The organism is Mycobacteroides sp. CBMA 271 (assembly GCF_009729205.1).
Classification (GTDB): domain Bacteria; phylum Actinomycetota; class Actinomycetes; order Mycobacteriales; family Mycobacteriaceae; genus Mycobacterium.
In genome coordinates, this window is record NZ_VTHB01000004.1 from 365,974 (window position 1) to 389,245 (window position 23,272).

The window sequence follows — 23,272 nt, forward strand, 5'->3', positions numbered from 1 at the left end:
CCACGCCGTGCATCCGTCATCACACACGTCTGACGCCGCATGCGAAGTCGAAACTGATGCCGAGCATGGCAGGGCACACGAACACGACCATCACGGCCATGGAGGCCATGGCGATCACGTCGGGCAGTTCCGCAGATTGTTCTGGATCATGCTGGCGCTGTCGGTGCCGGTGGTGGCCTTCAACGACATGTTTGCGATGGTCATCGGTTATCAGCTGCCCACGACCGGTTGGGTCAAGTGGATATCGCCGGTGCTCGGCACCGTCATCTACCTCTGGGGCGGCAAACCGTTCCTGACGGGTGCGGTCAGCGAGATACGCAGTCGCAAGCCGGGAATGATGCTGCTGATCGCCTTGGCGATTACGGTGGCCTTCGTCGCGTCCTGGGGAGCGAGTCTCGGCGTGATCGACCACCAGCTGAATTTCTGGTGGGAGTTGGCGCTGCTCGTGCTGATCATGCTGCTCGGCCACTGGATCGAGATGCGGTCGCTGGCGCAGACCACCTCCGCGTTGGACTCACTGGCGGCGCTGCTGCCCGATACCGCGGAACGTGTCGAAGGTGACCAGATCGTGCCTGTCGCGCCGACTGATCTGCGGGTGGGTGACATCGTGGTAGTGCGCCCGGGCGGATCGGTGCCCGCGGACGGCCGGATCACCGAGGGCAGTGCGCATTTGGACGAATCGATGGTGACGGGGGAGTCCCGTGCGGTGCGTCGCGGACCCGGCGATCAGGTGGTCGCGGGTACGGTCGCCACCGACTCCGGACTTCGAGTGGAAGTCGCAGCTGTCGGTGATGACACGACGCTGGCCGGGATCCAGCGTCTGGTTGCCGACGCACAGGCGTCCAGCTCGCGCGCCCAGCGGATCGCCGATACCGCGGCCGGCTGGTTGTTCTGGTTCGCACTGGGGGCCGCCGCGCTGACGGCTCTGGCATGGACAGTGCTGGGGGAGCCCGATGCCGCGGTGGTGCGCGTCATCACGGTGCTGGTGATCGCCTGCCCGCATGCCCTGGGTCTGGCCATTCCACTGGTGGTATCCATCGCCACCGAACGCGCAGCCCGCGGCGGGGTGCTGGTGAAAGACCGTCTGGCACTGGAACAGATGCGCACGGTAGACGTTGTGCTGTTCGACAAGACGGGAACCTTGACCAAGGGTGCTCCCACAGTGACGGGCGTGGAACCCGTCGACGGGCGCGACGCGGAGGCGCTGCTGGCGCTGGCAGCCGCAGTCGAAACCGATAGCGAGCATCCGCTGGCCCGCGCCATCGTGGAGGCTGCGCGCGGACGAGGGCTGTCGATCAGCGCCGCTAGTGGCTTCTCCTCCGAACCGGCGCTGGGCGTCACTGCGGATGTCGCCGGGGTACAGGTGGCCGTTGGTGGACCCGCGATGCTGAAACGGCATGGTGCACAAGAGCTCCCGATTGCCGAAAGATGGCGAACCGAAGGCGCGATCATCCTGCATGTCGTGGCGGACGGGCAGGTTGCCGGCGCGCTGCGGTTGGCCGACGATATCCGGCCGGAGTCCCGTGACACCGTCGACGCGCTGCACCGGTTGGGCGTATCGGTCGTCATGATCACCGGGGATGCCCATGCCGTGGCCAACACTGTCGCGTCCGAGCTCGGCGTGGACCGGGTGTTCTCCGAGGTGCGACCCGAGGACAAGGCGTCGACGGTAGCGCAGTTGCAAGCCGAAGGGCACACCGTGGCGATGGTCGGCGACGGCGTCAACGATGCTCCCGCGCTGGCTCAGGCCGATGTCGGTATTGCCATCGGTGCGGGCACCGATGTCGCGATCGCTTCCGCCGGAGTCATTTTGGGCAGTTCAGATCCGCGGTCGGTGCTGTCGGTCATCGAGCTGTCTCGGGCGAGCTACCGCAAGATGAAGCAAAATCTCTGGTGGGCAGCCGGATACAACTTAATCTCGGTTCCGTTGGCGGCCGGTGTGCTGGCTCCGATCGGCTTCGTGCTCCCCATGAGCGTCGGCGCCGTCCTGATGTCGGCATCCACCGTGGTCGTCGCACTCAACGCACAGTTGCTGCGCCGCCTAGATCTTCGTCCGGAGGAAAGCGCCCGGCGCATCCTCGGCAGATAGGGGTTAGTGGATGATCGGACGGTTCAGCGCAGCGGCGGCATCGACAATGGCAGGGTGTTCGAGATCCAGGGGCTCGACCCGTTCGAGTTTCGGGCGAACCCAACTGGCCATCACCGGCCACGACGGCCGGTGATATGACCACCAGCTGACGGCCTGCCACCGCTGATCCCCGCCGTCTGCCATGGTTTCCGACCAGATCTGATGTCCCCACGCCTGGGTGACGCCCAGGTTCCGCGCTACCACCTGGGTGGGGCGAAGCCCAAGCTTCACAAGCTGTTTCGCATCATCGAGATTGCAGATCCGGAGGTCATCGGGAAGGCTGAACACCCCGAGTGCTTTGCGGGTTTCCAACAGCGGGAACTCGAACATCGAATCGTCCCAGGCCTGCAGATCCCCGAAGACTTCTCCGCAGGCCACTTCGGGTCGGGTGCCGAGATACCAGACGTAGTAGTCGGGATGGTCGATCCGGCCGCCGCGTTGTGGTCGATGTTGATACAGCGGATGGCCGGGTTGCCCCGCCCTCGCGCCGACGATGTACGGGAAGGTCCGGTAGACCAGCATCTACGAAAACGATCCGGCCGCAACCGCATCCAAGGCATCGAGAACCCTGCCGGGGCCCTCGCTCTGTAGTACGTCCAGTGGTCGTGCGCCCTCAAGATAGCTGTTGGCGCTCTCCAGCCAGGTGGCCGCCGCCTGCTCGCCCCACACCAATCTCGCCCGGGAGACGATGTGTTCGAGATCGATGATCAGCGGAGCAGCGCGGCCCCCGGGGCGTTCCTCGCCGGAGATCCAGCGTGACGGTTGTGACCGGTTCACACCGATGAACCGGGCCAACTGAGTGGCTCCACCCAGCGCATCCACCAGATACGAGACGCGTAGTGGGGCTAGTGGATCGTCGGCAGGCCGCGCACCGACCACGCGTAACGTCTTGCGCACCGCGGGAGATGTAGTCCTGCTACCTCGCTCTGTCGCCGCCATGACACCATCCTACCCAACAAATTTGTTGGGCGCCGGCCATCACCGGGTCTGCGAGCCCAGCACCTCGATGACGTGATCGACGGACGCGCCGCCGAGCAGATCTGCCACCGGCAGCTCGAAATTGAGCTCGGCTTGTACGCGTCGACGGAACTCGAGTGCCTGTAGCGAGTCCAGGCCCATGGCCACCATCGGCATGGCGGTGTCGATCGAGTCGACGTGATCGGCGCCAATGACCTCGGCGAGCAATTGCACCAGGTGTCCGGATCGGTTTTCGCGCACGATGGTCGAGGGTTGCGTCACCTCGGCAATCGGCGCTGGTGCGCTGTCGTCCGCAAGCTCGGAAAGCAGCGGGCCGTACCCGAAGGCGCCCAGCACCGAACGGGCCTGGGCGAGGTCGAACGCGCCCACCAGGGTATTGCCGCCCTCATGTCCCATTCCGACGGCGAGTGCATCCACCGGCCGCATCGGATGAACCCCTGCGGCAGCCAGTTTCGCGATACCCGCGTCATCGAGATCGAGATGCACGGTCCACTGGCCCCACTGCACGGACACACAGTCCAGACCGGCGGCGCGCTGACGGACCGCGAGGACGTCGAGCATCCGGTTCCCGGCCGAGTACATCAGCTGGCCCTTGCCACCGATGGTCGCCGAGAGAGAGGAACACAACATCACACGGCAGGAATCCGTGCGCGGCAGGGCATCAAGCACATTCACAATGCCACCGACCTTGGCGCGTAATGCCTGGTGGAACTTCTCGGCAGTGACCTCGGCAAGCGGCATATCCGAGTAATCCACCGCGGCATGGATGATCTGATCCGCGGGCGTTTCGCGAAGGCCTTCTGCCAGCGTGGCGACGGCAGACGCGTCGGTGACATCGCACGACACCGCCCGCACATCGGCACCGGTATCCCGGCGGATGGCTTCGAGTCGTCCGGAAACCACATCGGTCTCTCCAGAACGGCTGATCAGCGTGATCCGCTGGCTACCCAACCGGGCGTAGTGCTCACAGAACTCTTGGCCGAGTTTTCCTGTGCCCCCCACGATCACGAGGTGTTTGGGTGCAGTATCCGGGACGGCAGAACCGTCACGATCGCCGCTGGCGTCAACGACGCGCTTGGCGTACATGCCATCTGGGCGCAGTGCCAGCTCCGATTCCCCCGCCGACTGCAGCGCGGCCAGGATGGTGCCGGCATTGTCCGGCTGCGCGATATCGGGTGTCACGTCCAGGTGCCGGAAGGCAATGCCCGGATGTTCGGTGCCCATGCAGCGGAACCCTGCGGCAATCGCCGCAGGCACTGGGTGCGGAGCGCCGTTCTGTGCGCGGATCTGCTCGCCGTCCACGGTGACAATCCAGCATTCGGTGACCGTGCTGGCCAGCTCGGGCCACCAGGTGCGGTCGCCGAAGAACTCCGCGATCGCCGCGGTGGCTTGATGATCGTTCATGTGCCCCGCGGCGGGCAGCACGATCACCAGGGTATCGGCGTCGCCGGTCCCGGATTCTCTTGCACTATCCAGGATCTGGGCCGAAGAACCGAAGTCGGCTGCGCCGTCGCAGAGTGCCGCAGCGAGGTCCGCGGACTTACCGGTGGCGTCGACAATGCAGTACGACCTGGGCGGCATCATGGTGCGTCGGGTGACCTTGGTCCAGGTTTCGCGCAGCAGCCGCGGATACACCCCCACGCGTTCTGTCGGGTGAGCCTCCGGGGCGGCGGCGGGTGCCTGCGCGATAGAACCCTCGCTTCCGGATCGGCGATACGACAGCCAGAGCCGTATGTCGTTGTTCTGAACATTCGGGAAATCGCGCAGCGGTAGCGATACCGGTTCGGATGCCGCTGTGCGCAGCGCGTCCCAGTTGTAGTCGAGGTCGTGCACGGCAAGGTTCGCGAGGTTGGCGGTGAACTCGCCCAGATCGGTCGCGGTCCGAGTGGATGTGCCGACCACGCAGACCGCGCGTTCGGTGCCCAGTGCTGTCAGATTGTCCCGAATCGCGAGCTGCAAGGTGGGGTGCTCGGCCAGCTCCACATAGGTGTCGATCTGAGCGCCTGCCGCGGTCGCGACGGCGCGGTCGAACCGGACGATGTTGCGCAGGTTCCAGAACCAGTACTGGTCGACAGGCAGGTCTGGGGTGAGCGGCCCACCGAGTGTCGCACCGATGCATTCGATTTCAGAGGACACGAACTCGTTAACACCGAGCTTCTCGACCAGCGCCTTGCGAATCTCGGCGCCGATCGAAGCGATCATGCTGGTATGCGCCGGATACTGCACCGGGATCACCCGTGCGAAGACTCCGTCCTCGGTGAGACGCTCGACGATCTGGTGGACGGTCTCGCGCTGACCGGAGATGCCCATCATCATCGGCGAATTCATCACCGAGAGCTCGGCCCAACCCGATTGCCGGGCAAGGAGTCTCTCGCAGGTGTCACGATCTGCCGCAATGACGGCCATGGCGTAGTCGTCGGCAGGGAACCCATCGGCGATCCGCGCCCGCGTGCCCACCACGGTGACCGCATCGGCCAGGGACGTGACGCCCGAAATGTAGGCCGCGGCGATTTCGCCCTGACTGTGGCCGATGGTGACATCCGGATTGACGCCCACCGAACGCCAGAGTGCTGCCAGGGCGGCCATCTGGGTGAACAGGGCAGGTTGCACGACGCTCGCGCTGTCATCCGCGGAAACACCTTCGTCCAAAAGGTAATTCAACGGTGAGCGGCCGAATTGACTTGCGAAGAGCTCGGAGCAGCGGTCGGCCTCGGCGCGGTATTCGGGAGAGGCATCGTAGAAAAGCCGTCCCATTCCCGGGCGCTGACCACCTTGACCCGGGAACACGAATCCGACTCGGCGCGCGGTCGCGGGATCGGTATTACAGGCCACCAGCGGATGGTCCTCACCGGCGACGACGGCCCGCAGGGCCGCGACGAGTTGCTGATGGTCTGTCACCCCGATCAGCGCGCGGTACCGGCGTGCGGTGCGGGTCCGAAAGAGCATGCCCGCAATGCGATTCGGAGCAAGCCGAGGGTGATCGAGTACATAGGCAAGAAGCGCCGAGGCCTCGCGGCGCAGCACCTCGGGGGTGTCGGCGGACAGCAGGACCGGAGTGGCTCCGTTGGGCAAGCGGTGGTTAGACATCGTTGCCGCCGGATCCCATGTCGGGCATCGCGATGATGGCGTGAGCGTTGGCGCCCCCGGCCCCGAATGATGAGACCGCGCCATATCGAATGCCGTTCTTCGGCTCCCAGGAGTGCAGTTTGGTGGACAGTCGGATCCCCGTCATGTTCCAGTCGATTCTGGTGGTCGGATTGTCCGCATACAGCGTCGGCGGAATATGCCCGTTCTGCCCCGACAGCAGTAGTTTGATCAGGCCCACCATGCCCGCGGCGGATTGCGCGTGTCCCGCATTGGATTTCGCGGAACCTAGCAGCGCCTGAGAGCCGCCGGCGCCGTAAGTGCTCTGCAGGGCCATGATCTCGAGCGGATCGCCGGCGCGGGTGCCCGTACCGTGCCCTTCGAGCATGCCGACATCGGCAGGATCGATCCCGGACGCAGCGATCGTCGCCGCAACCAGCTTTGCCTGTGCGCGCCCGCGCGGAACCAGGATGGGCTTGCCCCCGCCGTTGTGGTTGGTGCGAATGGCCATAATGCGCCCGTACACCCGGTGTCCAAGCTCCCGTGCTCGCGATTCACGTTCCAGCACAACCATTCCGGCGGCCTCGCCCCACAGCGTGCCGTTTGCCTCATCGGAATACGAGCGACAATGGCCGTCCGGATCGAGCGCGTGGAGCTTGGAGAATTCGAAGAACCCGCCAGGGGAACCCATGACGCAGACGCCACCGGCGAGGGCCCATTCGCATTCGTCGGCCCGCACCGCAGAGGCGGCCAGATGCAGTGCCGACAACGATGATGCGCACGCGGAGTCGACGCACATCGAGGGTCCGACGAGCCCGAGGCCGTGGGAGATCCGGCCAGCGATGCCGAGCTGGCCGCCACCGACGACACGGTGGCCGCTATGGGCGTTTATCTCGCCCGCGCGCGGGCCGTATTCGTTGGGGGAGGCGCCGATGAAACAGGCGGCCTCGGCACCGTCCAGGTCATTGGGATTGAGACCGGCGTTCTCCAGAGCGCGCCAGGCAACCCGCATCCCGATCCGCTGCTGGGGGTCCATCGCAACGGCTTCGCGTTGTGTGAATCCATAGAATCCGGGATCGAAAATGGTTGCGTCGGTAAGGAATCCGCCAGCGTCGGAGACATTCCCCCACCCATCGCGATCGGACAGCGACAGCAGTTCGTCGATGGGCCAATCCCGATCGCGGGGGAAGGGGCCGATGAGTTCGCGTCCGTCGGCCAGTGCATTCCAGAACGCCGAGGTGGTATCGATTCCGCCGGGAGCCTCGATCGCCATCCCGGAGATGACGACGGGATCTGTGTCGGTACTCATGACTGGGGCGACGACGTGTGGGCGGCGCCCGAGGCCATCAGGTCAGCGAGAGCCTCGATGTGCGTGTTGAGGTAGAAATGCCCACCGTCGAATAACGTCACGTCCAACGTGTCGGTGTGCTGGCCCCAGCCGTACAGGTCTCGCATGCTGATCATCGGATCCTGATCGCCGCCGATGGAATGGATTCGCGCGGCGACCTTGATGTCCGCTGGGCAGGTGTACGCGTTGAAGGCCTGGTAGTCGCCCTTCATGACCGGGAGCGCCATCCGCATCACGTCGAGGTTGGCCATGACTGTGGAGTTGGTGCCCTCCAATGCGCCCATATGAGCCAGCACCGAATCGTCGTCGGTCGGAAGAGGTGGCTTGTCGGCGATGTTGCCGGGCGCCACCGCCGAGGAGACGGTGAGCTGATGCACGTGGTGTCCCGCGGCCTCGGCGAGCCTGACGAACTCGAAGGACACCACCGCGCCCATGCTGTGGCCGAAGGTATAGATCGGGACGTCGTGACGGTGATCGGACGACTGGAACTCGGCGAACGCGCCGGCGGCGATGTCGGCGAGCGAGGCTAGGGCCGGTTCGCCCGCACGATCCTGTCGCCCCGGGTATTGGAAGATGATGACATTGAACTTTGCTGCCAAGGCTTTCGAGAGCGTGCGATAGGCCGATGCGCCAGCTCCCGCATGGGGGAAGATCAGCAGCAGCGGCGAATCGGGTGATTCGGGCTTATGGAACTGCCTGATCCATCCGAGTTTGCGATCCACGCCGTGCTTCCTTCCAGGTCACCGTTAGTTAGATTAGCCTAACGTAACTCTCGGCTGGTCTTGTACTTCCGCATCTGGCGGTGACCGCAGGGCATAGCCGGTCCGGGGCGCCCATGGGGCGTTACCCGTCGCCTCGCGCAGACATTAAGGTAAGGCTAGGCATAGTTCCCAAATTGAGGTGGTTCGATTCATGCGCGCGGAGCCGTTCGGATTCCAGGCTTCTGTCATCGACGGTGACGCTCGGTGAGTGGCGATCGGTTGTCTGCACTTGACCGTCGGCGAGAGCTGCTGCGCAAACGGCTTGCCGACAGCGGCGTTGCCGCGCATACCGAGGAATCGACGCCCCGGATTGCGGCGGGTGAGCGGCGCGAACTGTCGTCGGGTCAGCGCCGCATGTGGTTCATGCAGACCGCGGACGCGGACGACACCACCCTCAATATCTGTGTCGCACACCAGATGCGGGGATCGCTTGACGAATCGAGGTTGCGTGACGGGTTCGCCGCGGTCATCGCGCGTCACGACATTCTGCGCACCACCTATGGCGTAGACGCCGTCGGAGAGCCGTATCAGAGCTTTGCCGACGAAGTTGAGTTGCCTTGGACCACAGTGGATATGCGGTCCCTCGACGCAGATGGACGGCAGCGAGAGATCCGGGCGTTGGCTGACCGCGAGTTCGGGCGGCCGTTCGACCTGGCCACCGACCAGCCGCTACGGGTCACGCTGCTGCGTCTTGGTGCCGAGGACTTCGTCCTGATGCTGGTGGTGCACCATATTTGTTGGGACGACAGCTCCTGGGAGGTGTTCTTCACCGAGCTGAGTGAGCACTACAACGGCCGTCCCGTGCCGGGGGTAGCTCCGCAATTCGCGGTGGTCGGGACCGACGGTGGCGAGCCATCGGACATGGATGTCGAGTATTGGCGGACGTCCCTGACCCCGCTTCCGGACGCCCTGGAGCTCCCGGGTCCCGGGGCCGCCGCGCGTTCCTCCCGCGCCGCGCGCCGGCGCGCAGTCCCGCTGCCTGCCGAGACCGCGGCGCGGATCGAGGAGTTCGCGCGCGAACACTCAGCGACTCCGTTCATGGTGCTGCTGGCGGCATTCGGGACCCTCATTCATCGGTATACCGCGGCGTCCGATTTCGTGATTGCGATTCCGGTGGCGGAGCGCAAGGCTAACGCGGAAAAGGCAATTGGATACTTTGGCAACACGCTATTGCTGCGCACGGCGATGGATCCGCGGCAGAGTTTCGCGTCATACCTGGCCTCGGTGCGCGAGATGTGCCTCGGCGCGTTTGGTCGCCAGGATGTCGGCATCGACCGGGTGGTGCGCGAGATCAATCCAAGTCGTGCCGCCGGGCACGACGGACTCGATGAATTGGTCCGGGTCGGCTTCAGCATGCGCAAGGACGCCAGTGGGTATCGACTGGAAGGCGTCGAGACAACTCAGCTCGATCTGAGTGCCGTGTCCGCGCAACTGCCAGTGTCTCTGGCGATCGCCGCAGAATCGGCCGGCACCATGGTCGAGATCGAGTATCAGACCGACGCACTGCCGGAATGGCTTGTCGACCAGCTCCTTACGCACTACGGGCGGCTCCTTGCGGAGGGGTTAGACCGGCCGGAAGCTCCGCTCGCGCAACTGGATCCGTTCGGTGCCGAGGAACGTGCCGGTGTGCTCGAACAATCACATGGAACGCTGTCCGATGTTGCGCGGGTGACCCTGGTGGACGTTCTGGATGTGGCAGCGCGGGCGACGCCTGACGCGTTGGCGCTCGTGGCAGATGATGCTGAACTCACTTACGTCGCACTGCAACAGCGTTCGGACAGATTCGCGCGGTGGCTCATCGCCCAGGGAACCGGCACCGAAGATGTCATCGCTCTGCGAATGTCTACCTCTGTCGAGTTCATCGTGGCGATGCTCGGAGTACTCAAATCGGGCGCGGCATACATGCCGATCGATCCTGCGCTCCCCGAGGAGCGCATCGAGTATCTGCTGGCCGATGCCCGGCCACGGATGGTGTTGGACGCGAAAGAGTTCCGGGCCGTCGAGTCGCAGTCTGTCGAGCTCGCCGATACCCCGGTGTCCGACGCCGACCGGCTACGTCCACTGCTGCCTGAGAACCTGGCCTATGTGATCTACACTTCGGGGTCCACCGGGCGGCCCAAGGGAGTCGCCGTCGCGCATGCCGCCATCGCCGAGCATGTGGTCTCCTTCACCGCCGAATGGGGCATGACCGCCGACGATCGGATGCTGCAGTCGACCTCGGTCAGCTTCGATGCCTCCTTGGCCGACATTCTGTGCACGCTGTCTTTGGGTGCTCAGCTCGTCATCCCGAAACCGAATCCGTTCTCCGATATCGGGTATGTGATCGACTTGGTTCGGCGCCGCGGTGTAACAGTGCTGCACATGGTGCCGTCGCTGCTCGGTTCGGTGATGTTGTTGCCAGAGGTTCGCGAGCTTCGCGGACTGCGGCACGTGCCCGTCGGCGGCGAGGCGCTTCCGGGCGAGGTGGCGGACAAGTTCGCGACCATGTTCGATGCGGAGCTGCGAAATCACTACGGGCCCACCGAGGCGGTGGTGTGTTCGACCTACATGCCAGTCGACGGCCCGCAGGGCAATTCGGTGGTGCCGATCGGAAGTCCAAACGGCAACGTGTACACCTATGTGCTGGACGAGGCGCTGACATTGGTGCCCGCGGGTGTGGTCGGCGAGCTGTATCTGGGCGGTGCCCAGCTCGCGCGCGGCTACCTCGGCCGTCCCACGCTCACCTCGGAGCGATTCGTGGCCGATCCGTTCGGATCCGGTGAGCGCCTGTATCGCACCGGGGATCTCGTGCGCCGCAATGCTTCCGGACAGATGGAATTTGTTGGACGCGCAGACGAACAGGTGAAGGTGCGGGGGTACCGCATCGAGCTCGGCGAAGTGGAGGCAGTCATCGGTGCCGATCCGCGGGTCGGGCACTGTGTAGTCACCGTCATCGAGGATGCTCAGGTGGGGCCGATGCTGGTCGCCTACGTGGTGCCCGCTGCTGGCGGCACTGCGGCTATCGATCTGGACGAATTGCGCACGCGCGCTAAGGAAACACTGCCCGGGTACATGGTGCCCAGCTCCCTTGTGATGATCCCCGAGATCCCGCTGACCACGAGCGGCAAGCTCGACAAGCGAGCGTTGCCCGCGCCGGATGCGCACGTGGAACGAACATTTCGTGCTCCGGCCACTCCCACGGAGCGTCGGATGTGTGCAATCTTTTCGCACCTGTTCGGGCGCGACACAGTCAGCACAGACGATTCATTCTTCGAATTGGGTGGGCACTCGCTGCTGGCCGCGCGCCTGGTGGCACAGATTCGTGCCCAGTTCGGCATCGAATTGACGGTCCGTGCGGTGTTCGACAACCCGACGCCTACGGGGCTGGCCGCGCAGCTTGTCTCGTATTTCCGTGAGGAATTCGAGATCGAGCTCGACGAGCTGGATCTCGATGAGTCCGACGAGATGGAGGCCGCCCCACAGGACGGTCGCCCGGATCTTGTCCAGGCCGTGCGCCCGGAGCGTCTGCCATTGTCGTCGTCTCAGCTGTCAGTCTGGTTTGAGTGCCAGATGGAGGGCGTCACCGATATCGCCAACATGTGGTTGGCATTGCGGTTCGACGGCCCGCTGCAGACATCGGCGTTGACCGCAGCGATCAACGATGTGGTCGCCCGGCACGAGAGCTTGCGTGCCAACTTTGCGATCCACGAGGGCGCGCCCTATCAGATCGTGCGGCCGGTGCGCGAGCTGTCGGTGCCGATCGTGCGCACCGAGCCGGAAGGCCTGGCGGACACCCTGGCCGAACTGCGCCACCATGTGTTCGGACTGGAATCGGAATCACTGATCCGCCCCACCATCGTCGAATTGAGTGCCGAGGACCACGTGCTGGCGCTGGTGGTGCATCACATCGTGGTGGACCATGCGTCGTTTACGGTGATCGTCGACGATCTCGTGGCCGCGTATCGCGCCCGTATCACGGGTGAGGCGCCGCAATGGGACCCGCAGCCAGTGCAGTACGCCGACTATGTCCTGTGGCAGCGCGACGCCTTCGGCTCCGACAGCGAGTTCGGACAGGCGGAAGTGAGCTTCTGGCGTGAACAGTTGGCCGGAGTGCCCGCCGAGATTGCGGTGGCGCATGATCGTGCCCGACCGCAGATCCTCGGAAAGCGCGGTGAGGTGGAGAGATTCACCGTCTCGCCCGAGCGCCGGCAGGCCTTGACCCGGATGGCCGAACGAAGCGGTGTCACCGAGTTCATGGTTTATCAGGCCGCATTGGCCACGATGCTGCATCGGCTCGGCGGCGGAGCCGACATCGTGATCGGCAGTCCGGTTGCGGCTCGGGTGCACCCGCATGTCGCAAAGCTTGTGGGACTGTTCGCGAACATGATCGCGCTACGGAACGACCTCTCCGGCGATCCAACATTGAGCGGGGTGCTGGAGCGAAGCCGCGATGCCACGCTTAACGCGCACGCACACCAGGAACTGCCCATTGAGAAACTGGTAGAGGCCATCAACCCCGCACGGTCTCTGTCCTGGAATCCCTTGTTCCAGATCATGGTCAACTTCCGTGGCGCGGATTGGGGGACGCAGGCGCGGGACCTGACAGGTTCAGGCGGAACGTCGATGGTCCCGCTGCCCATGGAAGTTGACGTTTCATTCCTGGACCTGAACTTTGCCCTGCACGTCACCCCCGAGGGCGGCCTCGACGTTTCGGTGGTGGCGAACGCCGATCTGTACGACGCGGAGACGACGGGGCTGATCGCGCGGGCGCTCGATACGGCATTCGACGCGTTCGTCTCCGATCAGGACACCCGGATTTCCGAGATTGCACTGCTGCCGGACGATGCCATGGAACGACTGCTTGCGCCGGCCTCCGCCGCAATCGAACGTGAGATGCGACCGCTGGGGAAGGGATCCGAGGAGACCACACGCACACTCATCGCCATCCTCGAGGAACTGCTGGAGATCACCGACGTGGACCCCGACGACAACTTCTTCGCACTCGGCGGCGACAGCGTCATCTCCATCCAATGGTCTACGCGCGCAGCCGAACGCGGGCTGGCGATGACTCCGCAGATGGTGTTCGAATGCGCGACCATCACGCAATTGGCGGCCGCCGTTGACTCCGCCGACCCGGCTGTGGCTGACGCGGATTCGGCTGCCGAAACCCCGGCAGCACCGAGTGCACCGATGAGCGCCTCCGGCCTGAGCGCCGAAGCGCTCGCCGATCTCGCGGCCTCGTGGCAGGCACAGTCATGACGGGAACGCAGCAGCCGCAGATCGAGGACGTGCTGGCGCTGAGCCCATTGCAGGAAGGTTTCTTTGCGCTGTCCCAGCTCGCCGACGAGAGCGTTGACCTGTACAGCATGCAGTTCGTCGCCGACATCGAAGGCGGCCTCGATACCGATCTGCTGCACCGCAGCGCACAGGCGATGCTGACCCGGCATCCCAACCTGCGCGCCGCCTTCTGGGACCGTGGACTGCCCAAGCCCGTGCAGATCGTGCCCACGCACGCGGACATCCCGTGGGAGGAACGTGCCGCGCGACCAACCGAATTCGATGAGATCGCACTGAGTGAGCGCCGCCGCCCGTTCGACCTGGGCAAGGGGCCGGCCATCCGCATCGTGCTGCTGAGTGTTCCGGGGGAATCGCGGTACCGGATGGTCGTCACCACCCACCACATCCTGATGGATGGCTGGGCGATTGCGATCTTCTTCAGCGAGATGCTCGCCGCCTATCAGGCGGGCGGTTCGGCCGACGGATTACCGACGGTGCGTCCGTATCGCGATTACATCGCGTGGCTCAATGCGCAAGACACCACAGCCGCAACCGAGCGGTGGACGCGCTACCTGAGCACCGTATCGGGGCCGTTGATGCTGGCCGAGGGTGTCGTCGCCGCACATGACAGCGTGCCCGAGAAGACGCAATTCCTTTTGACACCAGCGGAAACCGCGCGGCTGCGGCAATGGGCGGGCGCAAACGGACTCACCCTGAACACCGTGACGGCCTTCGCGTGGGCGCTTGTGCTCGGCAGGCTTACCGATCGCACCGATGTCGTTTTCGGCACCATCGTGTCGGGACGTCCCAAGGAACTGCCCGATGTCGAGCGGATGGTCGGCCTCTTCATCAACTCGGTGCCGATGGTGCATCACATCGACTACGCGACCTCGGTGATCGAGCAATGCGCGCAGCTGCAACGCGAATCGGCGGCCATGCGTGACATCGGGTATCTGAGTCTGTCGGCGCTGCAACGGGCCGAAGGCAGTGCCGCGTTGTTCGACACCTTGTTCGTCTTCGAGAACGCCCCTATCGGCGACACCACCCAAGATATCCAGATGCCGGACGGAGCACGCTTCCGTCCGGTCGAGATGGAAAGCCTGGCCCATTACCCGGTGACCGTGGTGTCGCACATGCACGGTGACTCGCTGCTGGTACTCATCGAGGCCATTCCCGAAGCACTGCCGCACTTTTCGGGTGCTGATATCGGCGATCGGCTGGTGTCGGTGCTGCGTCAGCTCCCGGAGATCGGCGACCGGACACCCGATGCGCTCGATGTCCTGACCGCGCGCGAGCGTGCCGAAATCACCGTCACCGCCTCGGCGGCTGATCAATCAGCGGCATCGGTATGGGAGCTGTTCGCGTGCCAGGCGGCCCAGAACCCGGAGGCGGTCGCACTCACCGCAGGCGCCGACGAGCAGCACACCTATGCGGACTTGCATGACGCTGCCCGTCGTCTGAGTGTCGAACTGGCCGAACACGGCGTGGGCCCGGAGGCCTCAGTGGCACTGGTTCTTCCGCGCTCCACGGATTCAATTGTCGCCATTCTCGCGGTGCTGGCCGCGGGGGCAGCCTATGTCCCGATTGATATCGGATTGCCATCCGCGCGTATCGAATCGATTCTGCGCCAATCCGATCCGAAGCTTATTGTCACCGTCGCCGAGTGCCGCGCCGTTGCCGGAGAGCAATACCCCACGCTGGTGCTCGACGAGTCGGCGGTCGCGCAGCGGATTACGAGCCGGCCCGTCCTAGCCCCCAGTGTGTCCAGGCATCCCGAGCACAGCGCCTACCTGATCTTCACCTCCGGATCGACGGGGGAGCCCAAGGGTGTCATCGGCACCAACGGTGCGCTAATGAGCTACTTCGCCGATCATCGCGACCGCGTGTACCGGCCCGCGACAGCGCGATTGGGGCGCAAACTCCGCATTGCCCACGCGTGGTCGTTGAGTTTCGACGCCTCATGGCAGCCGATGATCGGCCTACTGGACGGTCACACGGTGCACCTGTTCGACGCCGAGGCAATGCGGGACGCGCGTCGACTGGTGCACGGCATGGCCGAGCACGGTATCGACATGATCGACACCACACCGTCGATGTTGGCGCAGTTGTCCTCGGCGGGCCTGCTGGATCGAGAGCTGGCGGTGCTGGCGCTCGGCGGCGAGGCCATCGAGACCGCGCTGTGGGATCGGCTGAGATCCCTGACCGGGACTGCGGTCTACAACTGCTACGGCCCCACCGAGACGACGGTGGAAGCCGTGGTGGCGACGGTCAAGGACTATCCGACGCCCACCATCGGCACCTCCAATCAGGGTATGGCCGGGTACGTCCTGGATTCGCGGCTGCGGCCGGTGCCGGACGGCGCCGTAGGCGAGCTGTACCTCGCGGGTGCCCAGCTTGCGCGGGGTTATGCCGGAAAGCCCGGAGTAACGGCGGCTGCCTTCGTGGCGGATCCGCAGCGCCCCGGTCTGCGGATGTACCGGACAGGCGATTTGGTGCGTCGACTGCAGCACGGTGGATTCGCGTATCTGGGCCGTGCGGACTCGCAGGTGAAGATTCGTGGTTACCGCGTCGAGGTCGGCGAAATCGAGTCAGCGCTGCGTGTGCAACCGGGTGTGCAGACCGCCGCGGTGACGGTGGTGCGCCGCGCCGGCGGCGCGACGCTCGTGGGTTTCGTTGTCTCCCAACAGAACGAGGCCCAAAAGGATAGAACACAGTTCGATTCGGCTCGTGCCTTGCTGCGACTTGCGGACAGGTTGCCGTCCTACATGATGCCAGCGCGTCTGGTGGAGCTGCCACGGTTGCCGGTCACGGTGAACGGCAAGCTGGACGGGGACGTGTTGGAGCGGCTCGCGTTGGACGCGCTGACCGGGGGCACTGCCGAAGGCGAAGCGGCACAGCCGGTCAGCACCACCGAATGCGCGTTGTGTGAGTGCTGCGCCGAGCTTTTCGATGGCACTTCGCCGGGAATCGACGAAGACTTCTTCGCGCTCGGGGTGGACAGCATCGTCGCGATCTCGTTGGTCAACAAGGCGCGCAAGCGTGACCTGACAATCACCCCGCGGATGGTGCTGGCGGCACCGACCATCCGCCAGCTCGCAGCCCTTATCGACGACAGAGCTAGTCGCTCCGAAGACCTGAATTCCCTTGCTGGAGAAGCCGACTACGGTGAGGTCCCGCCGCTGCCGGTGGTGTCGTGGATGTACGACAGCGAAACCTACCGTCGGCTCTCGTTGTCAGTGCTTGTGCGCTTGCCCGAGGGTGTCGAACGCCCGCTGATCGAGCAGATGCTTCAGCTGTTGTTGGACGGGTTCGACATGTTGCGGGCCACACTGGTGGACACCCCGAACGGTCCCCGAGTCGTCACCCGCGAACCGGGTGTGGTGCGCGCCGAAAGCGTGCTCAGCCGAGTGGAATTGCCCGCAGATGAGGCCGAGCACGCGGCGATCACCGCGGCTGCTCGTGACTCCTTCGATGCACTGGATCCGCGGTCGGGCGCAATGCTGCGGGCAACCTGGCTGGCGGGCGGCGCCTCGGATGATGCACTGCTGCTGACCGTCCACCATCTGGCGATGGATGTGGTGTCCTGGCATATCGTGCTCGGCTACCTCGCCGACGCCTGGGCTGTGGTGGAAGCCGGCGGAACTCCCAAGGCACCCATGGAATTCACTTCCTATCGGCAGTGGGGTCAGCTGATGCAGCAGCGGGCCTCGAGTCGGGACGTGTTGGGTCAGCGGGACTATTGGGCCGCGCAGGTATCCGGCGCCGATCCGGAGCTGGGCTCTCGGCACGCCGACCCGGACCGCGACACCTGGGGGACCTTGCAGACCACGGCGGTGCCGACCCCGGTCGATACGACCGCGCACCTACTGGCCTCGTTGAACAAACCCGAAGGTGTGTACGGATTCTTGTTGGCGGCGCTGGCGGTGACGGTGGCCAGTTGGCGGGTACAGCGGGGACAGGATCCGGCTGCAGGCACCGTGGTGTCCCTGGAGGGACACGGCAGGGCGGACGCTGAGCTCGACACCGATACCAGCGGCACCGTCGGCTGGTTCACCACCGTCTATCCGGTGCGGGTCGGAGCTGGTGAGACGGCGATAGACATCGACCGAGTGGAAGGCGACAGCGAGGTTGCCCGGCGGTTGTTGACCGGGGTGACCGAGCATCTCGGCGAAATTCCTCATCAGGGGCTGGATTACGGACTGCTGCGCTATGGCGAGCGTTGCGACGAGCTGGCGTCCGCGCGGGATCCCCAGATCCAGTTCAACTATGTGGGCCGGATGGATATCAGTGGTATCGATGATCAGCCGTGGTCACTGATCACCGATGTGCGCAGCCTCGCTGTGCCGCCGGATTCCGAACCCGATCTGCCGCTGCGTTTCGCGATCAACATCGGCGCGGCGGTCATGACGACCCCCGATGGCCCGCAGCTCATCACCAATTGGCAGTTGAGCTCTGCACTGTTCACACCCTCCGACGCCGATGCGCTGGCGCGGCTGTGGGAACGAAGTGTCACCGCGCTGGCCGCGGCACTCGACGGATAGCTAGAGGAAGACATTACGGATGGATGCAATCAGCAGGGACGAAATCAAGGCGTCAGTCGCCGACCTCATCGGGCTTACCCCGCAGGAGATCTCGGACGGTGACGACCTCATCACGCTGGGGCTCGACTCCATCAGGATGATGACGCTGGCCGGCGGGTGGCGAAAGCGCGGTAGCGGCATCACCTTTGCGCAGCTCGCCGCGGAGCCGTCTGTCGATTCCTGGTACTCGCTGCTCGGCAGCGGCACCGACTCGGTTGTCGACAGCGGGGACGAGAGTGCCTCCAACGCAACGGATATTGCGGACCACGCGGCGGAGGCTCCGTACCCGCTGGCCACCATGCAGCATGCCTATTGGATCGGGCGTTCGGAGGATCAGGAGCTCGGCGGAGTCGCTGCGCATCTGTACGTCGAGTTCGACGGTGGAGCAATCGACCCCGACAGGCTACGGCGCGCGGTCGATCAGCTGGTGGGCGCACATCCGATGCTGCGCACCAAGTTTCTGCCCGACGGCACCCAGCAGACACTGACGGCGCCGGGCCGCGACGTGTTCAGCGTGGTGGATCTGCGTGGTCGTTCGGCGGCGGAGATCGAGACGGCGCTGACCGATCTACGCGAAGTCAAGACGCATCAACGTCTCGCCATCGAGGATGGCCAGGTGCTCGATGTCACGCTGACCCTGCGCGACGAGCAGAGCAGCCGGCTGCATCTGGATGTCGACATGCTCGCCGGCGACGCGATGAGCTACCGCATCCTGGTCTCGGATCTGGCGGCGCTGTATCACGGTGCCGCGCAACCGGAGCCGCAGTACACCTACCGGCAGTACCGCACGGAGGAAATCGCCCAGGCCGCGAAAGATGGGTCGGCGCGGGAGCGCGACAAGCAATGGTGGCAGGAACGCCTCGACGACCTGCCGGGAGCGCCGGAACTGCCCGTCGTCCCGGTCAGCGAGCGCACAGATCCGCACCGTACGGTCCGGTACAACTACTGGCTAGAGCCACAGGCCAAGGCGCAGCTGCTCGCTACCGCTCACCAGCGCGGCATCACTCCCGCGATGGCGATGGCCGCCGTCTTCGCGGAGACCATCGGCGGTTGGTCGGCACAGAGCCGATTCCTGTTGAATGTTCCGCTGTTTCACCGTGAATCGGTGCATCCCGATATCGACCGAGTGATTGGTGATTTCACCTCGTCGATCATGCTCGACGTTGATCTCACCCACGACATGTCGGTGGCAGACAGGGCACGGGCGTTGCAGCGCAACATGTATGAGAGTGGGGCGCACTCGGCATATCCGGGGCTCAACGTGCTGCGCGATCTGGGCCGGCATCGCGGCGAACCGGTATTGGCGCCGATCGTGTACACGAGTGCGCTAAATCTGGGGGAGTTGTTTGCCGACTCGGTGATGCAGACCTTCGGCGAACCGGTGTGGATCATTTCGCAGGGTCCCCAGGTGCTGTTGGACGCCCAGGTCACCGAGGTGCGCGGTGGACTCCTGTTGAACTGGGATGTGCGCGAATCGGCCTTCCCGCAGGGCATGGTCGAGGCAATGTTCACCCGGTACACGGACGCGGTGGCCGCGTTGTGCACGGGCGATGCCGGTTGGAATGCCGAGGCCGCGGTGCGGCTTCCGGCGGATCAGGCGAAGGTGCGCGGGGTCGTCAACGCGACGGACGGACGGGTCACGGGCCGTCGTCTGCATGAGGGTTTCTTCGACATCGCGAACACCCACCGCGGTGCGCCCGCAGTGCTATGGGGCTTCGGCGACGGCTCAGGCGGTGAGGATGGCGTGTGGACCTATGGCGAGCTCGCCGCCCAGGCTCTGGCGGTGGCCGGGGCATTGCGAGCCCACGGAGTGCGCCCGGGCGATTCGGTTGCCGTGCAGCTGCCGAAGGGGCGCGACCAAATTCTCGCCGTGCTAGGCGTGCTGGCCGCCGGTGGCGTCTACGTGCCCATTGGGTTCGATCAGCCGGCCCAGCGCCGCGCCACGATTCTCGAAACCGGTGGAATCACCATGGCTCTCACCACCGATGGATCCGACATGCCTGTCGACCATCTGCCGATCGACACCGCCCGCAGGCACCCGGAACCGCTCGCGGCACCGGTGCTGCCCGATGCCGCGCAGATCGCGTACGTTCTCTTCACCTCCGGATCCACCGGTACCCCCAAGGGCGTCGACGTCTCGCACGCCGCCGCCATGAACACCATCGACGCGCTGAACGACGAGTTCGAGGTGGTGTCTTCCGACCGTGCGCTCGGGTTGTCCGCGCTGGAGTTCGACCTGTCGGTGTACGACATCTTCGGCATGTTTTCGGTGGGCGCCGCGGTGGTCGCCGTGGACACCGCTCAGCGCGGCGAGGCCACCACCTGGGTGGAACTCCTACGGCGTCATCGGGTTTCGATCATCAACTGTGTGCCCGGCCTGCTCGACATGATCTTGGAGATCGGTGGGAGCGAACTGGGAGATTCCCTGCGTGCCGTCATCCTCGGGGGTGATTGGGTGAGTTCGGATTTGGCCCGCAGGCTTGCCGCACAGGTCCCGGGCTGCCGCTTCACGGGTCTCGGCGGGGCGACCGAGGCCGCCATCCACAGCACGCTCTGCGAAGTGGTTGGCGATCCGCCCGAGCATTGGGCCACAGTTCCTTTCGGCGTGCCGATGCGCAATGTGCGGTGCCGCGTCGTTTCCGCGGCGGGTCGTGATTGCCTGGACTGGGTGCCGGGGGAGCTGTGGATCGGCGGTGCCGGTGTGGCCTCCGGATACCGCAACGACCCCGAACGCACCGCGGAACGCTTCGTCGAGCACGACGGGCTGCGTTGGTATCGCACGGGTGACATGGCGAGGTACTGGCCGGATGGGACGGTGGAATTCCTAGGCCGCGCCGACCATCAGGTCAAGATCCGCGGGTACCGCGTTGAGCTGGGCGAGGTGGAGAGCGCGCTGCGGCTGGTGCCGGGGGTGCGCCATGCGGTTGCCGCCATCGTCGGTGGCGATGTACCGAATTTGGTTGCTGCGGTTGCGGGTTCGATGGATCAGTCGGTGGATTTCTTCGCGCTCCTGGGTGAGCTGGTCCCGAGCTACATGATCCCGACCCGTGTCGAGCTCCTCGATCAGGTGCCGCTGACGTCCAACGGAAAGGTCGACCGACGAGCGGTCGCCGCGCTGTTGGAGCAGGTGAGCACCGGGAGCGTCGACTCCGCGCCGAGGCACGATCTCGACGCGGCCCTGGCCGATCTGGCGTCGGGTGTGCTCGGCGTGGAATCCATTGGGGTGCACGACGATTTCTTCGCGCAGGGCGGTGACTCGGTACTGGCGACGACGGTGATCGCCCGGGTGCGTGACTGGCTCGAGGTCGATCACGCACTCGTCGGTGACTTCTTCGCGACCCGCACTATCGCCGGTTTGGCCGACAGACTGCAGAAGCGCGAGGCCGAGCGGGGGACGCCGGATCGTCTGGCCGTCATTGCGGGGCACTATCTGGAGATCGCGGCGATGACCGACGAGGAGATCCTCGCCGGCACCAGCTAGCGGTGCATCAGGCGGGTGCCGGCGTACCCAGCACCATGCTGCCGACGCTGCACTCCTGCAGCTCGGGGAGTGCAGCGGCGGCAGTGAACGCCGCGGTGTCACCGAATCCCTGGGCGCAGGCACCCAGACCCATGGCCGTGGCGGCCAGATAGATGGTCTGCATGAGCACCCCCACGTGCTTGAGGATGGCCGAGTAGGCGACCTGCTCGTAGGTCCACATCACCCGACCCGCGCGGGCCGCCATCACCAGCAGCACCTGAGGTTCGGCGCCGCCCTCCAGCGTTGCCGATGTGGTCTTCAGAAGCTGCTTCACGGCGGTGGAGTCCGCCTCGGCGACGGGCCGCAGCACATGCTCAAAGGAGTCGTAGTGGTACATGCCGGACGCGAGCCCGGCGACATTGCGCACTACCGGGTACAACTCGAGCTCGTACACGCTGCCACCCGATGGATAGGGGCGGGATACGAGTTCCTCGCCATCGCTTTCCGATCGCGTGCTTCGGGTGCGGGCCGTGCGATAGAGGAGCTCGGAAAGCTGTTGGACAGTAATAGGATTGGCTTCATCGAATGCACGCACAGAGATCCGGTCCTCGATAACCGCGGTCAGGGTCGGGTCCCCGGCGCGAAGCGCCGCCAAGTCCGGCGCGGGCAACGCGACGGGGTTGCCCGGGTAGTCGGGTCTACGCGCCGCGGGCTGCGGGAACTTGCCCTTGGCCCACTTCGTCGGTCCGAAGCGGTCCCAGGTGATGGTGCGCTCACCCAGGGTGCTGCGCCGGTGGAACCACAGATCCGGTGCGCTCCAGCTGATGGAGGTGAACTCGTGGCTTTCGTCATCGGTGCTGGCGACGAGGAATCCCGCCCAGCGCAGATCCGCCAGGAAGCGCGCCGCGACATCGCCGGGCAGGCCGGTGGTGGCATCGGAGCGTCCGGGCCCATCGAGAAGCGGGAGCAGGCGCAGATCCTGGATGCGGATATCGCACCAGCTCAGCGGGTTTTCAAGCACATACCCACGTGGATCACGGTGCAGCACTGAGAACTTCGAAAGGTGGGCGGTGGACGGCACGGCGGTGGTGGGTCGGGGACTGGGCACTCCGAAGCACTCGATGGCGTAGAGGTCATGCTTATCGTCGCGGACCGTCACCGACAGCCAGCCGCCCTCGAGCAGTCGTGTGACGAGGGTCTCGGTGTCCTCGCCGGCGGCGTCGCCGCTGAGTTCGGCGAGTGTCGCGGGGCCGGTGTTGAGCGTCTTGAGCACGCGCCGCTGCTGACCGGTGAGCCCGGTGAGCTTCTCGTTGCGCGGCGGGTTCAGGAGGATCCCGCCCGCCGCCGTGACGAGGCACGTTGCGCCCTCGCGCAGGGCGAACCGGGTCCCGGCAGGATAGGTGAGAGGGGACAACGGGAGCCTTCCGGAAGATGTGGCAACGCGGACGAACAGCGTTCGTGCCCATGATAAGGAACCCCGGTAAGGTACCCCTAACCTGGGTTCGCATTTGCTGGAGGGTCGGGTTGCTGACAACGGACTCAGCGCGTGAGATTCCCGCACAGTGGGCGCGATGTGCGGTCCGACGAACGAGCATCCGCGTGCACCTTGGGGAATGTGCTGGCTGAAGCGGAAAGTGCCCAGTACGCTCAACTTCCAGTGACGACGCGTACCGACGA

The 23,272-nt window shown here is 65.1% G+C and carries 10 protein-coding genes; 4 read left to right on the forward strand and 6 right to left on the reverse strand.

All coding sequences use genetic code 11. The features are described 5' to 3' along the window. Positions 1-148: 148 nt before the first annotated feature. On the forward strand, positions 149-2,089 hold the full coding sequence (locus FZI91_RS13170; protein ID WP_155939562.1) for a heavy metal translocating P-type ATPase: 1,941 nt from the start codon (positions 149-151) through the stop codon (positions 2,087-2,089). Between the two features lie 3 nt (positions 2,090-2,092). Here the strand turns inward: FZI91_RS13170 and FZI91_RS13175 are convergent, their stop codons facing one another. The 5 genes from FZI91_RS13175 to FZI91_RS13195 are packed head-to-tail and all read right to left on the reverse strand — an operon-like array spanning position 2,093 to position 8,260. After that, on the reverse strand, positions 2,093-2,650 hold the full coding sequence (locus tag FZI91_RS13175) for an RES domain-containing protein (RefSeq protein ID WP_155939409.1): 558 nt from the start codon (positions 2,648-2,650) through the stop codon (positions 2,093-2,095). Continuing rightward, positions 2,651-3,067: an MbcA/ParS/Xre antitoxin family protein gene (locus FZI91_RS13180; RefSeq protein WP_155939410.1), complete on the reverse strand. Its 417-nt coding sequence runs from the start codon at positions 3,065-3,067 to the stop codon at positions 2,651-2,653. A gap of 39 nt (positions 3,068-3,106) precedes the next feature. Further along, on the reverse strand, positions 3,107-6,130 hold the full coding sequence (nbtC, locus tag FZI91_RS13185) for a nocobactin polyketide synthase NbtC (protein ID WP_309224159.1): 3,024 nt from the start codon (positions 6,128-6,130) through the stop codon (positions 3,107-3,109). A gap of 55 nt (positions 6,131-6,185) precedes the next feature. After that, positions 6,186-7,499, reverse strand: coding sequence for a polyketide synthase (locus tag FZI91_RS13190; protein WP_155939412.1), 1,314 nt, complete (start codon positions 7,497-7,499; stop codon positions 6,186-6,188). Next, entirely contained in the window at positions 7,496-8,260 is a 765-nt protein-coding gene (locus tag FZI91_RS13195) for a thioesterase II family protein (protein WP_162526383.1), read from the reverse strand. Before FZI91_RS13195 ends, FZI91_RS13190 begins: the two co-directional genes overlap by 4 nt. 243 nt (positions 8,261-8,503) lie before the next feature. Here FZI91_RS13195 and FZI91_RS13200 point away from each other — a divergent pair, with 243 nt between their 5' ends. Genes FZI91_RS13200 through FZI91_RS13210 form a run of 3 tightly spaced genes read left to right on the forward strand, consistent with a single transcriptional unit; the run spans position 8,504 to position 21,616 of the window. Beyond that, complete coding sequence (locus FZI91_RS13200; protein WP_162526384.1) at positions 8,504-13,537, forward strand: non-ribosomal peptide synthetase; 5,034 nt, start codon at positions 8,504-8,506, stop codon at positions 13,535-13,537. Next, positions 13,534-18,096 carry a non-ribosomal peptide synthetase gene (locus FZI91_RS13205; protein ID WP_155939413.1) on the forward strand — a complete coding sequence of 1,521 codons (4,563 nt, stop codon included), beginning with the start codon at positions 13,534-13,536 and terminating at the stop codon, positions 18,094-18,096. The genes FZI91_RS13200 and FZI91_RS13205 overlap by 4 nt, the downstream gene beginning before the upstream one ends. Before the next feature lie 19 nt (positions 18,097-18,115). Next, a complete protein-coding gene (locus FZI91_RS13210; RefSeq protein ID WP_155939414.1) occupies positions 18,116-21,616 on the forward strand; it encodes a non-ribosomal peptide synthetase in 3,501 nt (1,166 codons plus the stop codon). A gap of 7 nt (positions 21,617-21,623) precedes the next feature. On the opposite strand, the gene FZI91_RS13215 is transcribed toward FZI91_RS13210, so the two are convergent. Beyond that, positions 21,624-23,009 (reverse strand): SagB family peptide dehydrogenase, encoded by a 1,386-nt coding sequence (locus FZI91_RS13215; RefSeq protein WP_155939415.1) that lies wholly within the window; start codon positions 23,007-23,009, stop codon positions 21,624-21,626. Positions 23,010-23,272: the final 263 nt, after the last annotated feature.